Source organism: Allobosea sp. 05T439 (assembly GCF_056396005.1).
Map to the genome: position 1 here is coordinate 1 of NZ_JBFTKP010000013.1, position 14,993 is coordinate 14,993.

The following is a 14,993-nucleotide window of genomic DNA, read 5'->3' on the forward strand; positions in this document are numbered from 1 at the left end:
GCCACAACATGTCGACATTGAAGCACTGGTCGCTTGCTTTCGCCCTGCTTGCCGGCGTGGCGTCCTGGTCCGACAGCCAGCCGGCCAGAGCGCAGACGGTCATTGTCGCGGGTGTCGGCCCGGCGGCCATCGATGAGCTCAATGTCAAGGTTGCGGCAGTCGACCGGGCCAATCACACCATAATCGTGCAGCAGCGAGGCCACCGTTGGCTTGTCGAGGTGCCGGAGGTTTTCGGTGATCTCTCCAGGGTCAAGGTTGGAGACAACCTCGAAATCAAGCGGATCGACGGGGCGATCGCGGCCGTCACCAGGGGCAAGAAGGGACTCAAACCCGGCATCCGTTACTCCGAAGGCAAGTCGGATGCGGTTTTCCAGAATCTGCCCTCACGGTTTGTGACCCGCACCGCGACCGTGACGGCGAAATTCAACGGCTTCGATCCTGCCAAGAAGATTGCCACGATCGACGGGCCGGATGGCCGGCGGTCGCTGCCGGTCGCGGATCCCGTCCTCGCTGCCGATCTCCAGAAGCTGAAGCGCGGCGACATGATCGAGATCGTCTTTACCGAGGCGTTCCAGGTGACACTCAAGTGAGTAGGCGCGGGCTGGCATTTCCCGCCTGACACGGATACCGTCGTGATAATTTCAAAGGGTTGGATGCGGAAGCCATGTCGTCGCCGAACATTCATCCTGCTGCCCCGGGCCATTTGCCGCCCTTCATCACGGCGCCGGGAGAGACTGACTATCTCATGGTCGCGATGGCGGTGCTGCTCCTCGTCGCGATCCTGACGGTTGGCGTCATCTTCTTCCGGCTGCACACATTGCCGGAGCGGATGGCGCATAAGTCGCAGAAGCTCCAGTTCGAGATTGTCGCGGTCCTTGGGCTTCTGGCTCTGTTCACGCACATCCACCTGTTCTGGGTGGCCGGGCTCCTGCTGGCGCTGATCGACCTGCCCGACTTCTCCGGTCTCTTTGGTCGCATGGCTCACGCTCTCGAGCGCATTGCGGGTTCGACGCCCCGCCGCGGCGGGGGAGCAACAACCGAGCCACCAGACCCGTCCGATTCCCAGGAGATGCCTACAGATCACGGGGCGGAGCAGCATGGGCGCAAGAAGGAGCCGACCCATGCTTGAGCTCATGTTCTGCTCGCTTCTGACGATCCTGCCGGACTATCTGTTTCGCCGCTATTATCAGGGCCGGCGCATTGGCAAGGAGATCACGCTCTATTCGGTCTGGTTCGAATTGCGCTGGGGCATCACGGCCTGCGCGATGCTGACCATCGGGTTGATCACGGTGATCTTCTACAATCATCCCTCGACTACGAACGCGACCCTGTTCTTCAGGGCGGTGCCGATCGTGCCCGAGATCAATGGGCGGGTCGCCGAGGTCTATGTCGGGCTCAGCGGCAGGATCGAAAAAGGCGCGCCGATCTTCAGACTGGATAGCAGCCGGCAGGAAGCGGCGGCCGAAACCGCCCGCCGCAAGATTATCGAGGCCGACGCTGCGCTCGCTGTCGCCCGGTCCGAGCTCGCCTCGAACGAATCCAAGATCCAGGAGGCGCGGAGTGACCTCCAGCAGGCGCAGGACGAGTTGCGGACCAAGCAGGAATTGATGCGACGGAACGCGGATGTCGTCGCGCAGCGCGAGATCGAGCGGCTGCAAGTCCTCGTCGCCGGGAAGGAAGCCGCTGTGAACTCGGCAACCGCGGCGCGAGACACGGCGCAAACGCGGATCTCGACCCTGCTGCCGGCGGAGAGGGAAAGTGCTCAGGCGGCCCTGGCCCAGGCCCAGGTCGATCTCGAGAAGACCGTGATCAGAGCCGGAGTGTCCGGGCGTGTCGAACAATTTGCGCTTCGTGTCGGCGACATCGTCAATCCGCTTCTGCGCCCCGGCGGCGTCCTGATCCCCGAAGAGGCCGGGCGCTCCTCCTTGCAGGCCGGTTTCTCCCAGATCGAGGCGCAGGTCATGAAGGTCGGCATGGTAGCCGAAGCCACCTGCATCTCGAAGCCCTGGGTCGTCATTCCGATGGTGGTGACCGGGGTGCAGGACTTCATCGCAGCCGGGCAGTTTCGCGGCGGCGAGCAGTTGATCGATGTTCAGCAGATCGCCCGGCCCGGCACGATCCTGACATTTCTCGAGCCGCTCTATCCCGATGGGCTCGATGGCGTGACGCCAGGCAGCAGCTGCATCGCCAACGCCTATTCCAGCAATCACGATCGCATCGAGTCCAAAGAAACTGGATCCGTCAAAAAGGTCCTCCTTCATGCGGTGGATGCGGTCGGGCTTGTCCATGCCATGCTCCTGAGGATCCAGGCGCTGGTCTTGCCCATTCAAACACTGGTCTTCGCCGGACACTGATCCGGCAGCTCGCCCACCGATCGATCGTCGTCCCTCGCGCCCGCCATGCGCAGCTCGCGGCCAATGGCTCGCGCAGGCCATAGCAGCCGCACGAGATCCCCATAAAAATGGTGGCCGAATGCGTCGGGCAGGCGTAAGCTTCCGGCGCGCTTCTTAAAACTCTTACGGATTTCGGACCTGTACGTGGAGATGTTGGTCGGGGGAGGCCAAGTCCATGCAGCGGAGAAATTCTGGCAGGGCCTTTCTGAGTTCTGACGGGAGCGGCCCATCATCCAGAGATATTATGGAACAACTTGAACTGATCCTGGCAAGTCCGGAGTTCAAGGTATCCGACCGGATCAGGCGGTTTTTAAGTTATGTTACCAATGAAACACTTGCGGGCCGGGCCGAGCGTATCAAGGCCTATTCGATAGCGACCCAGGTCCTGGGCCGCGATTCACATTTCGATATTCAGAATGATCCCGTCGTGCGCATCGAAGCCGGGCGTCTCAGGCGCGCGATGGAGCGCTATTACTTTGTCGCGGGGCAGGCCGATCGCGTGCTCATCGAAATTCCGAAGGGCGGCTACGTTCCGCATTTCTCATGGCGGTCGCTCGATTCATCGACCGTGCACAGGCAGAGGCCGCAGCACACGGCCATAGCCGCCTCGGCCCGGCCGAAGCCGCGGACACCCTGGGCCTGGGCGCTGATCGGCGCCATGGCGCTGGTCGTCGTCGGCGGCGTCGGGACGGGGCAGGTCTGGCGCAGCGGTCGGGCGGACGGCCCGGTCCGTCCGGCCCTTGTCGTGGCGCCCTTCGCCAATCTCTCTCCTGGCTCCGAGGCCGGGCTGCTCGCTGCGGGCATCACCGAAGAGGTGCTCGTCCAGCTGGCGAGGTTCAAGGAATTGTCGGTCTATGTGCGGGAGTCGCCGGGCAAGACGACGTCCGCACTCCCCGCGCCGGAGGCCGGAGGCAGGCCGGGCAGGGAGTTCGTCCTTGAAGGCAGCATACGCACCTCTGACGGAAAGCTCCGGGTCTCCAGCCGCCTGCTTGATGGCGCCACGGCGGCGATCCTCTGGTCCCGGGTGTATGATGCGGACTTGCGCGTCAGCGACATCCTGGGTGTCCAATCCGATATCGCCGCCAAGGTCGCCACGGCCGTCGCACAACCCTATGGCATCGTGTTCGATACCTCGCAGGTGAAGGCGGAGGACGGCAGGCCAGAGAGCTTCGACGCCTATCAGTGCATGCTCCGGTTCTACCGGTACAGGCAAAGCCTGGGTCCGGACGAGCACATCGCGACGCGGCAATGCCTGGAACAGACGACTGCACGCTACCCCAGCTATTCGACGGGCTGGGCCATGCTGTCCTATCTCTATCTCGATGAGGACCGCTTCCGGCTGAATCGTCGGCCAGGACCGCCCGATGCGAGCTCCAGAGCCCGCAGCGCAGCACTGCGTGCGGTMGAGCTCGATCCGGAGAATGTGCGGGCTCAACAGGCTCTGATGACGATGCTGTTCTTCAACCAGGAGCCGGCCGAGGCACTGCGGATCGGGGAGCGGGCGCTGGCCCTCAACCCGAACGACATGGAACTGCTCGGGGAATATGGCAGCCGCCTGGCGCAGGCAGGTCAGTGGAAGCGCGGCTTTGATCTGCTCGATGAAGCGGTTGCAAGAAATCCGGTCCGATCGAGCTACTATGTCGGGATGCAGGCGCTCGCTGCCTATATGCTGAATGATGACCAGATGGCGCTCTCACTGATCCGGCGGGCGGACCTCGCCAGCTTCTCGCTCTATCATTTCGTGGCTGCACTCATCTATGCGCGCGCCGGCCTTGACGTAGAGGCCACCGCGAGCCGGTCGCAGTTTCTCAAGCTGCGCCCCGATTTCTTCGCCAATCTCGATGCGGAACTCGCCAAGCGCAATTTCAACGAAAAGGATCGCGCCGTCCTGATCGAAGGTGCCCGGCTCGCCGGTTTTCCGCTCCGGCAGCGTCTTACCCATGCGAATTAGGCCGTCGCGGCGAGCTATCCGACTGGAGCCCCGTCGGCGCAGCGCTCTGGGCATTGCGGGGCGGAGACGAGTAGCTGAAGACGATGGCGCTMCGCAAAATCCTGATCGAAAAGAAAGACAGCAGGGAAAGCTGGGATAGTGTTCTTCCGATCGAGGGCTCTTGATCTGTAAGCTGCGAGAATTCGCCGCAGATGGTGAAATCGAACATAGGCATATACTTCACTCAGGGCGACGAATAGATACGGCTCGCGCGGCAACCTGCGAGGTTCAATGCGCGGACCGAGCGTGGAGGCATTGACGATGAGCAAGCTGATCAACCGCGCAGTCTTGGTGGCAGGGACAGTCGTACTGGCCGCCTGGGTTCCTCTGCCCAGTCAGGGTTCGTGCAACAGCCCCAAGGGCTGCACGATGGATGCCATCTATGAAAGCTACGACATGATGCAAAGCGGCCAAATGCAGAGGGCAATGGACGAGGGACAGGCAAATATCGCGGCGTTTCATGCGTTGAAGGAGTGGGAGCTCAGGCAAAGCGAAGCGCCCGTCCACCACCACTCGTGATGACCGCTCGTATTCGCCATGGGATGACCCGTTCTCGCGCTGGTTTGCCAGCCACTTAACGCCTCACCGGGACCATTATCATAGCGATCCTGGATCTATGGCCCGGAGGCGGCGGCCTTCGACAAKAGCTGGAAGCCGGCGGATTTCGAAGAGGTCAAGCCATGACTTGCGGCGTCTGGATCTGGGCCTTGGCGAAACAGGATGAACTCAACCCCCTGCGGCAGCGCGAAGTGCTCGCCGCAGGGCAGGTGGGTTCCGTCGGGTTGGCTGTGAACAGCCAGTCACAATCGTTATCGATTTGTTAATTCTAGGTTGGTTGCACGGCAACGTGCGTGCTAGTCCCAAAAGAAAAATGCTGTCTTTTGGGGGCTTTCTGTGCCGATTCTATGTAATTCTCGGGTGCCCTCAGCGCCTGACGTTTCGTTTTCGCCTATGTTACCTTACGGCCTGAAGGCGATATCGAGGGGGCTGCGCTCAACCACGTCTGTCGCGAGTTTGCTGTCCGCCTGTATTATTGCAGGCGTCATGGCCCCCCGTGCGTCGGCCGCGGACATAACGATTGGCCCGGGCCTCTTGCCGGTATCGAGTGATGCCGATGTCGGTCCGTCTGGCGATGGGGTCATCTTCAACGGCGGCACGCTCCGGTTCGGCACGAGCTTCAACCTCTCGACGGGGCGGGCGCTTAGCCTTGATTCCGCCGGCGGCACCATTGACACCAACGGCTTCGACACGACGTTCGCCCGTGACATCACGGGGGTGGGCAGCCTGAACAAGACCGGCACCGGCACCCTCACCTTGAGCGGTATGAACACCTATACGGGCGCGACGAGTGTTGCGGCTGGCGGCACCCTTGCCCTGACAGGTCAGGGCCGGATCAACCAGTCGAGCGGCATCACCGTCGACGGTATCTTTGACGTGAGCGGGGCAGCCTCTGCGCAGGTCAAGGCCTTGAACGGCAGCGGCGAGGTCCAGCTCGGAACCGCGAGCCTTATGGTCAACAATGCCAGCGGCATCTTTTCCGGCGCCATCCGCGGCACCGGCGGAATCTCGATCAATGGCGGCACCCAGATCCTGACCGGCGCCAGTGATTTCTCCGGTGGCGCCGGGATCGCGAGTGGCGCCACCCTGCAGATCGGCAATAACGGCAATGCGGGGTCGATCACCAGCGACGTGACGAACTATGGCAGCCTGATCTTCAAACGATCCGATGACGTGACCTATGCCGGGAGCATCTCGGGCCCGGGCACGTTCTCGCATCTTGGGTCGAGCAAGCTCACGCTGACCGCGACGAACAGCACCCGAGGCGACGTCTTCATCGGAGTCGGCAGCACGTTGCAGCTGGGCAATGGCGGAACGACCGGCTGGATCGGCGGCACCGGCAACTTTGTCGGCTCGATCAGCAATGCGGGTGCATTGATCGTCAACCGATCGAACACCGTTTCGTATCGCGGCGTCATCTCCGGAAGCGGCAGGCTCACGCAGATGGGCAGCGGCACGCTGACCCTGGCCGGCACCAACACCTATACGGGCGCGACACTCGTGACCGGCGGCACGCTCGTCGTGAATGGTTCGATCGCATCCTCGTCGAGCGTGACCGTCTCGCCTGGCGCTACGCTGAGTGGCTCCGGCCAGATTCCCGCGATGATCGTCAATGGCACGCTCGCTCCCGGAAATTCGCCCGGCACGCTTACCGTCAACGGCAGCCTGACGCTGGCCGCCGGATCGAGCTATCTCGCCGAGGTACAGGGTGCGGTCTCGGATCGCGTCAACGTCACGGGCGCTGCAGCACTCGCCGGTACGCTCAGAATCGTGCCGCTTGGCGGCGCGTACACATTCTCCAGCCCCTACACGTTGCTCTCGGCCGCGGGCGGGCTCGGAGGAAGCCGCTTCGGCACCGAGGCAACATCCGGCACGTTCGGCGACGGCGTCACCACGGCCATCTCCTACACCAGCAACGACGTCCTCCTGACATTGACGCCAAAACCGCTGGTGCCGATCGTCACGCCGCCGGCAGCTCCCCCGGGAGGCCTGTCGCCGCGCATGTTTGGCGCCAGGATGTTCAGCGGCTTCTCGATTGCCAGCGCGATCGATCGGGCCGTCGCTGCCGGGGGCGATCCATCGCCGCTGTTTACGATCTACAACCTGCCGGCAGCCGAGATACCCGCTGCCGTGAACCAGCTTTCCGGCGAAGCCCATACGTCGGTGCCGGCCATGGCCAATGCCGCCGCGGACCAGTTCCTCCACGCCATGTTGAACCCGGCGAGCGCCGGGCGAAGCGGGGCCGGCCCTGGCGCCGCGACGTTCTCGGCGCTGGGCGGCAAGGGAAGCGACGAACCGGCTCGACCGGCCTTCCTCGACGCCCCCGCATACTCGGTCTGGGGGGCGGTGCTCGGCTCCGTAGGGCGCAATGACGGAGGAGCCCGGGACGGTTCGGCCAAGCGTGATGTCGACGACGTGCATCTCGCCGTCGGTGCCGACCTTCGCGTTGGCCCTGGCAGTACCGTCGGCTTCGCCGTGGCTGGCGGCAGCGCCCGCGCATCGCTCTCGGGCGGGCTCGGAAAGGCCGATGCAGACATTTTCCAGGCCGGCATCTACGGCATGACCAAGCTCGGACCGGTCAACCTGGCTGCTGCCCTGGCCTATGCGCGCCTGGAGAACGATGTGAACCGGGCCGTGCCGGCTCTCGGTGCATCCAGCCTTTCATCGTCCTATGGCAGCAACGCCTGGAGCGGGCGCCTGCAGGCCAGCGCCGCTCTGTTTGAGTGGTCCGGCGTCACGCTTTCACCGGTGGCAGCATTGCAGGCCATCCAGGTCCGCAGCCCCGCCCTGACCGAGGCGAGCTGGAATGGCGCCAACGCCGCCGCGTTGAACCTGGCTCGGCGGAGCGACGTGACCAGCCGAAGCGAGCTCGGAATGCAGCTTGATGTCGGTGGGGCTGTGAACGGCCTCCCGGTTGCCGGTTATCTCCGGGCTGGCTGGGCGCATTACTATCAGCGCGAAGCCGGATTGAGCGCCACGATCAGCGGTCTCGCGGGTTCAGGGTTTGCGATCGATGGCGCGCGCGCCCCCCGCAACAGTGCGCTCCTGGCGGCCGGGCTCGATCTGAAGATCACGCCAGCCGTAACCCTGGGCGCTCGCTTCGATGGTGAACTCGCAGCAAGTGCAAATCGCCTCGGCGGACAGGCTCTGGTCAAGGTGAGCTTCTAGGCTCCCGATCGGACGTCCGGGCGAGGCCCTCGCTCGGACCCGGTCGATAGAGAGCGCCTTGCGCGCCGCCTGATCTGCGGTCGACGTCGAGACGGAATTCGGCGGCGCGGAAGAGGCCGCTCGCGTTGGTCGCGGCCGGCCCAAGGGGAGGCCTGGTCTCAGGATCAACGCAAGAGCCATTGGCGTTGGGCCTGTCCGCGTTGCCGTGATCAGTCAGCCTGGCGCGGCGGAAACTCATGGAACCATTGGAGGGATTCAGCGATTATCTGAGCCGGACCCGCTAGGGGGGCCGCTTGCCTCATGCGAACCGCATGCGCGCCATGACATATGCTCCCCAGAATCCTGGCGCGGAAGACGCCAAGGGTTTTCCTGATGCGAGGGACCGCCTCGAACGCCAGATCGGGAGGKAACGATGATCCAGTTCGAATTGCTGCGCGCCCAGGCTGTCCTTGTACTCTCGCCGGACGGGCCGATTGAAAAGGCCGATTTTGAGCGGATCGCCCGGGAGGTCGATCCGTTCATCGCATCCCATGGCAGGCTCGCTGGAGTGATGATCTGCGCAAAGGCCTTTCCGGGCTGGGACAGCTTCGGCGCGCTCGTGTCCCATCTCCGCTTCGTCAGGGATCACCACCGCAAGATCGATCGCATCGCGGCGGTAACCGATAGCGAGTTGCTGAAGATCATGCCGCATATCGCCAAGCACTTCGTTTCAGCGGAGGTTCGGCAATTTCCCTTCGATGAAAGGGCGCAAGCCTTGGCGTGGCTGGAAGCCGCGCGCTGATTGCGACGGTCCGACGTAATGGACGGAGCAGGGCCGGTTCGTCGAGGGAGGACAATCAGCAGCCCAGGGCTGCGCCACGGCAGGCGGCTGCAACATCACATATGCGATGCAGGCCGCAGACGGATATCCTCTTCGAGCGAAAGCCGGCACTGCGGCTCAGCGGGCTCACCTTGCGGGGGGGCGCCCGAAAAACGCCTTACGATGCGTCCCCGGAGGGGCTATAACGATGCACCGGATATCTCGGGTATTCGCTGCCGATATACTTGAGGTTCCTGAGCCCTTGTATTCCCTCGTCTGGAACCGACCAAGCATACGTCGCCTGACGAGGCCACGGAGATCATGATGGTCATGCGCGCTGTCGGCGCTCGACCGGACAGAGGCGCGTTGATCAAGGCAATCCAGGCGGCTTTGGCCGCCGCACGGGGATCATCTGCCACCAGTGGAGCATGCCGATGTGGATTCTGATGTATGTCTTCTCCTACTCGGTCAACCCTGCCGCGACAAACGACAGGGCCGAATGGAGGCTCCGCCCGAGCGTGGTGTTCCAGGAATTCTCGACGGAAGAACGATGTCTGTCCGCCAAATCGAAGCTTGACGACAGTTTAAGGGAGGCCGGAGACAAGATTAGAAGTGGCCTGGAGGATTTGAAGAGCATCGGGAAGGCCAGCCCGGGGCAGATCATCATTGCCTATCATGTGGAGTGCCTTCCGAAATGATTTCGGATCCGATGCCGTGACCCGATTTTTCGGGGACGCTTGATCCAGCGAGTTCGGCCCGGAACGGACGTCGTATCGGCCCGCACTTGGAGACATCGGCCGGGGCTCTCCCGCCATGGCCGGCGCACCTGAGCGGACCGGCGATGAAGCGACGGATTCGCGTCGTTATTGCAACACGCGCCAGCCGTGTTTTGCTTCCAGCCACAACCTTTGCGTTCAGGCTGGCGGAGCGGACCGAGGCCATGCCATAGCCACGTGATCGACAGGGTGCTTAAGGGTTGGCCAGGTCAATGCGACGAGACGGTGATGCTCCCAAGCGGTTGTTGCACCGGCGCTGGATCAAGGTCTCCCTCATCGCAATGGCGGCATTGCTTGTTCTCGTCTTGCTGCCGCTCGGCCTCGTTCTTTATCCGACGCTCAAGCCCTATCCCAAGACGGATTTTCAGGCCGCCGCTTCCCAGGCCCAAAGGAATCGCCAGGATCTGGCGCATCTGCGGCGTCTGCCCGAGGTCGAGCGGAGCTTCACCAGCGAAACCCGCGCGGCGTATGGGCGAGCTCTCGATGCGATCGAGCAGCGGGCAGGTGAGCTCGACAAGGCGGGCATGGCGATGGCGACGGCGAAGGCCGTGGCCCTTGCCGATAACGGCCATACCAACATCGTCGGGATGGCAGGGGATCATGGTTTCAACGCCGCGCCCATTCGCCTGGGATGGTTTTCTGACGGATTGTTCGTGATCGCGGCCGCCGACAACCTGCGTCATCTTCTCGGAGGGCAGATCCTCGGCGCAAACGAGCGCCCGACCGAAGCGCTGGTGGAGGCGCTGCGCCCTTATGTCGGCGGCCCTACCAATCTGTCGAAGGAGTTCGTGCCGAATTTCCTGATCTCGCCTGAACTGCTCCATGCCGCCGGGCTCGCCGACACGGCAAGCAGCAGCACGTTCGACATCCGTACGGCGGATGGCAGCATGAGGCGGGCGAAGCTTGCTGCGCTGCCTGCCAGCCAGTCTCCGTTGAGTAGCAATTTTTGGCCGAAGCGCCATCTCAGCCCCGTTGCGCCAGTCACTGGCGCGGCCGAATGGCGGCACGTCCTCGACGGCGTTGCTCTGCCGCTCTATCTCTCGCGCCCTGAAGAGAACTATTGGCATGTTTATCCGGCGCAGGACCTGCTCTATGTCCAGATCAACCGGCTGAGCGACAAGGGGCCGGTCTCCGCATCCCGGTATCTATCGGACATGCTCGACGAGGCGGGCAAGAAACCCATTCGAAACGCCGTCGTCGACCTGCGCTTCAACCGCGGCGGCGATTATGTCCTGACCGCGGACTTCTCGCGCCGCTTGCCTGAGCTTCTGCCGCCGGGTGGCAGGCTCTTCATTCTGACCAGCGCAAACACCTTCTCCGCGGCGATCAGCACCGCGGCACGGCTGAAATATTTCGCCGGCTCCCGCGCGCTCCTGATCGGAGAGGCGATGGGCGATCGGTCCCAGTTCTGGGGTGAGGGCGGAACCACCCTGTTGCCGAACACGAAACTGACGCTGCGCTATACGACGGCCTATCACGATTGGGAGAACGGCTGCAGCCTTTCGCAGATCATGACGTGCTTCCTGCTGAACTATGCCTATGCCGTGCCCGCAGGATCGCTCCAGCCGACGCTGACGGTTGCACCGACCTTCGCAGATTATGCCGCCGGCAAGGATCCCGTGATGTCGGAGGTCATGCGGCTGATCGCTACCGGCAAATAGGCGCGAGCGGCTCGGGCGCGATGGCGAGCCGGCCTCCTCTCCAGGGCTGCCGGCGTCAAGCCATTCGGCCCGGAGCGGTATCAGGGGGCCGCTGGCGCCTACTCGGAATAGTCGACGGGGGCTTCGGCGGGCGCAGCGTTGTAGAAGATGAACACGAGCGGTGTACCGGGTTCGGCTGTGGCGTCCGTGCGCCGGCCACAGACCTCGCCCGCCACATCGCAGATGTATTCCGCGACCACTTCGCCGAAAGCATTGCGCTGGATGGCGACCTTCTGCCCAATCTTGACCTTGTCCCTCAGCTTGACGAGAAGCTCGACGAAGCCGCCATGGGTTGAAAGAATGGTGTGCCCGCTATTGGCGAGGAACACGCCTGAATCGCGACCCGTGCGCCCGATCGGACCGGCAATGATGCCGTGATGCTTCAGCACATTCATCGTGCCCTCTGCGAAGAGCGGGATCAGGCTGTGGTCCAGAATGCGCGCAGCCCCGATCTCGGGCGTGAAGGCTGGGATGCCTGCGTCGATCAGGGCGTTCGCCAGCAGTGTGGGATAGGCGCGATTGTCGAAAATCTGGTCGATCGGATAGAGCTCGGCCATGGCCCTGACCTCGGGCAGGTCCATTCGGGCGAGATGGAACCCCGTGAGATCCATCCCGGTGGTCCCCGTGTGGAAGTCGATCGCGAAATCGGCATTCGGCCTGAACAGCCTGTTGAACAGCAAKCCGGCATGCCGGCTGGGCGCGCTGTCACCGTTCTCGTTTCCGGGCCATTCGCGATTGATGTCGATGAGATCTATGCCCCGTCCGGAATTGGGCCAGCGGCGCGCCATGCCCTCCAGCGCCGGACGGGACACATCGAGAACCGCCATGGCGCTGCCCGACATCGTGGCCGGATCGAGCTGGGCCATGACCGATTGGATCATGTGCATCGGGCTGATCTCGTCGCCGTGCACACCGCTGATGAGCGCGATGCGCTTGCCTGGCTTCGCTCCCTTGGCGACGATAACGGACACGTACCAGTGCTGCCCCGTCGGCATCTGCACGCCCTGGAAATAGAAAAGGTGCCTGCCGGGCGCGAGGTCCTCGAGGTCGAGTGCGCTGATCACTCTCTTCCCGCCGATCACGTCTCCGGTGAAGACCGTCCCGCGCGACGCGGCCTGGGCCGAGCGTGCCGCCGGCGCCGAAGCGGCCTGAACTCGTGCGGGGCCGGCATGGGCCGCGAGGGCAGCCGACGCGCCGACCGAGGCAATGGTTGCCCTCATGAAGTCACGGCGATCGAGGCTGTCTGTTTCGTCTGACATGGCGATCGGTCCTTATGTCGTACGCGATGGGGACGATCTGCTCCCGGCCCGGCGCCGACGCAAGATCCGGGTGAGACGCCGCCACCCGGGAGGCGAGCACGGTGCCGGGCAGGGCGGTCATGCTGCGAGCGTCGCTCGCGGTCCGGTCTTGGATTTCTCCCAGCAATCGGAACCACTTGCCGCAGGGGTGGCGAATTTACTTGTTTTGGGCGATGATGCGGCGGAACTTGGGCAGTGCTGCCGCAGTTGAAGCTGAGCAAACCTCGGAGGCGACAATGGGCATTCTCGAGCTATCGATCGTACTGGCATGTGCCTCGGCCATCGGATTCTACATCGCTGATGGGGCGGCATGAGGTAGGACCTCTCCGCCTTGATCTGACGCAGGCGCGCACACTCCGCTCCCGATGCCCTTGCTCCCGCGATCTCGCAGGGGTCCTCGGGAACGTCCTGGGATGCGCCTTGGCGCCGGGCTGGCCTGGGAGAGCGCTCAGCTGTCCGGATTGGGAAAAGGGCCAGGCTCTCCCAGCTGGCCGTGGCCCGCCTCGTTGTCCTGCCCCGTCTGGAGCGAGACGTTCAAGGCAATCAGCAGCGAGACCCTCCCTGTGAGCTCATTGAGCGCGTCGACCATCTCATCGACGATTTCGGCGCTGTGATCGAGACCACATTGCTTGAGGAACACGACGGCTTTGCGCGCACGAAGGATCAGGTCGTCATAGACAGGTTGCATAACGATCACCGCCGGCTGCGGGAGCCCCTGAGCATGATGCAGCCTGAGCGTGCGCGGGTAGAGACTTACGGCCGGTGTCTTCCAAGCCCTAAGACCCTAGACCCCTTGGGACATATCATGCGGCCCTGATGCCTTCCTCAAACTCCTCGGGAATGGCGCCATGGCGGGCGAGAACCTCAATCGAGCTGAGTTCGCTGGTCTCGTCATCGGCCACGACATGGATGACGGCGACGCCTTCCGCCCGCCCCGCGAGCCGCTCCGCATCGCGCAGGGCATGGTGCTTGGTCTTGGCGGGCGTCTTGTTGCCCGGCACCAGCCGTTTCCGGCGGGTGACGAATTCCTGGATGATGAAGGTGTCGACATTCATGGCGTGAATCTCCGCGGCCTTCGATTGTTCTAGTTATGTTCTCGAGCAAGTGCGAGTCAAAACCTCGGCGGCCATGCGTGTCTGCGATACGCTCACCTGGCCGTGATCGATGGAGTCTCGGAGGGCGCCCCTGCGGCGTGCGGCGAGAGCACGGCGAGCCCGTGCGTCGGCGAGGATGGAGTGTCCGGTGCCGGGCAGTTTTGAACCGGCGCCAGGATCATGCGTTTAGCCTCGACCTCAACAGAGTGCTGATCATGATCCGTACGACTTTCCATAGCCTGATTGCGCTGGCGCTGCTCTCGGGCGCCGCGTCCAGCCAGACTGCTCCGGCAGAAAATCCGTCCTCACCCGAGATCGTCGCCTGCAAGGCCACGGCGCTCCATACGATCTCGTCGCGGGAGCCAGAGATCAAGGACATCTATATCGACGAGGACGGGGCGACGATCGCCACCTCCGAAACCAAGGTGGGGGATACGCCGATCACACGCATCATCATGGGCGAAGCCTACTTGCGCACGGATCGCACGGACAAACCGCGGCGGTTCCTGTGCCTCATCGGGGAAAGGGGCAAGGTTCTGCTGACCTTCTTCACGCAGCGCTGACGACTTGGGGGCCGATCTTTCGAGGCCCCGCAGCGCAGGCATCTGGGCCATGGGGCCGGAGCCGGACACGCCGGGGACGACCGCTCATAGGCGCCGATTATGCCCGCTGCGCCGAATGGTGCAGCGGGCTCGTTCTCGTTCTGCAGCCGGAAAACGCGACGCGGCCATGGCGCAAGCGATGCGGGGGAAGGTCTCGAGGTGGATGAATACGCTCAGGCTGGGCGACGACGATCCGGCGGCAGCAGAACGTCACAGGGAAACGCTGTTCCGGACCCATCGCTTCACAAACCCCGGGAAGGTCCGCTCCGCGATCGCGCCGTCAGAACGTGCGTTCCTCCATCAGCTTCACTGAATCGGGAGCAGGCTTATAATGCCAAGTTGCTATGGAGGATGTTGTCGTGGGGGTAGACATCGTGCGGCTCGCCTGTTGTTCCATGCATCCCGCGAGCGGCAGTAAGACAAGAGCAGCCAGTGAAAGACGAAGTACATAGGTCATCACTACACCTCATCGTGAAAGGTGAGACGATATTGCCCCCTCAACCTCGGCAATAACCGCAATATACGACGCATTGTCGCAGCCAGAGATCACAGCGCAGTCGAGCGTCATCACGTCATCGCGACTGTCGCCGGGCGCTTATCTGATGGCAGAACGCC

13 protein-coding genes are annotated in these 14,993 nt (G+C 63.2%); 10 read left to right on the forward strand and 3 right to left on the reverse strand.

The window, feature by feature from the left end:
* The 9 genes from AC1DIO_RS16560 to AC1DIO_RS16600 all read left to right on the forward strand — a co-directional run.
* The coding region (locus AC1DIO_RS16560; RefSeq protein WP_476833185.1) for a hypothetical protein at window positions 1–590 on the forward strand (590 nt) is incomplete at its 5' end.
* Window positions 591–664: 74 nt separating this feature from the next.
* The gene (locus AC1DIO_RS16565; RefSeq protein ID WP_441508980.1) at window positions 665–1,129 is read left to right on the forward strand and encodes a hypothetical protein; all 465 of its coding nucleotides are present in this window, start codon (window positions 665–667) and stop codon (window positions 1,127–1,129) included.
* Entirely contained in the window at window positions 1,122–2,354 is a 1,233-nt protein-coding gene (locus AC1DIO_RS16570; protein ID WP_441508979.1) for an HlyD family secretion protein, read from the forward strand. Before AC1DIO_RS16565 ends, AC1DIO_RS16570 begins: the two co-directional genes overlap by 8 nt.
* A gap of 283 nt (window positions 2,355–2,637) precedes the next feature.
* Window positions 2,638–4,344 (forward strand): adenylate cyclase, encoded by a 1,707-nt coding sequence (locus AC1DIO_RS16575; protein ID WP_441508978.1) that lies wholly within the window; start codon window positions 2,638–2,640, stop codon window positions 4,342–4,344.
* 300 nt (window positions 4,345–4,644) lie between these two features.
* Complete coding sequence (locus AC1DIO_RS16580; protein ID WP_441490965.1) at window positions 4,645–4,902, forward strand: hypothetical protein; 258 nt, start codon at window positions 4,645–4,647, stop codon at window positions 4,900–4,902.
* A 573-nt stretch (window positions 4,903–5,475) separates the two neighbouring features.
* Entirely contained in the window at window positions 5,476–8,109 is a 2,634-nt protein-coding gene (locus AC1DIO_RS16585; protein ID WP_476777332.1) for an autotransporter outer membrane beta-barrel domain-containing protein, read from the forward strand.
* A 412-nt stretch (window positions 8,110–8,521) separates the two neighbouring features.
* Complete coding sequence (locus AC1DIO_RS16590; RefSeq protein ID WP_476853709.1) at window positions 8,522–8,890, forward strand: SpoIIAA family protein; 369 nt, start codon at window positions 8,522–8,524, stop codon at window positions 8,888–8,890.
* A gap of 452 nt (window positions 8,891–9,342) precedes the next feature.
* Entirely contained in the window at window positions 9,343–9,606 is a 264-nt protein-coding gene (locus AC1DIO_RS16595) for a hypothetical protein (RefSeq protein ID WP_441490962.1), read from the forward strand.
* 290 nt (window positions 9,607–9,896) lie between these two features.
* On the forward strand, window positions 9,897–11,345 hold the full coding sequence (locus AC1DIO_RS16600; protein ID WP_476853710.1) for a S41 family peptidase: 1,449 nt from the start codon (window positions 9,897–9,899) through the stop codon (window positions 11,343–11,345).
* A gap of 98 nt (window positions 11,346–11,443) precedes the next feature.
* On the opposite strand, the gene AC1DIO_RS16605 is transcribed toward AC1DIO_RS16600, so the two are convergent.
* From AC1DIO_RS16605 to AC1DIO_RS16615, 3 genes are all read right to left on the reverse strand, one after another.
* A complete protein-coding gene (locus tag AC1DIO_RS16605) occupies window positions 11,444–12,643 on the reverse strand; it encodes a M14 family metallopeptidase (RefSeq protein ID WP_441508974.1) in 1,200 nt (399 codons plus the stop codon).
* 487 nt (window positions 12,644–13,130) lie between these two features.
* A complete protein-coding gene (locus AC1DIO_RS16610; protein ID WP_441508973.1) occupies window positions 13,131–13,370 on the reverse strand; it encodes a hypothetical protein in 240 nt (79 codons plus the stop codon).
* Window positions 13,371–13,485: 115 nt separating this feature from the next.
* Window positions 13,486–13,737, reverse strand: a complete 252-nt coding sequence (locus AC1DIO_RS16615) for a hypothetical protein (protein WP_069881075.1) — start codon at window positions 13,735–13,737, stop codon at window positions 13,486–13,488.
* 254 nt (window positions 13,738–13,991) lie between these two features.
* On the opposite strand from AC1DIO_RS16615, the gene AC1DIO_RS16620 reads away from it, so the two are divergent.
* On the forward strand, window positions 13,992–14,339 hold the full coding sequence (locus tag AC1DIO_RS16620; RefSeq protein ID WP_441508341.1) for a hypothetical protein: 348 nt from the start codon (window positions 13,992–13,994) through the stop codon (window positions 14,337–14,339).
* Window positions 14,340–14,993 lie beyond the last annotated feature (654 nt).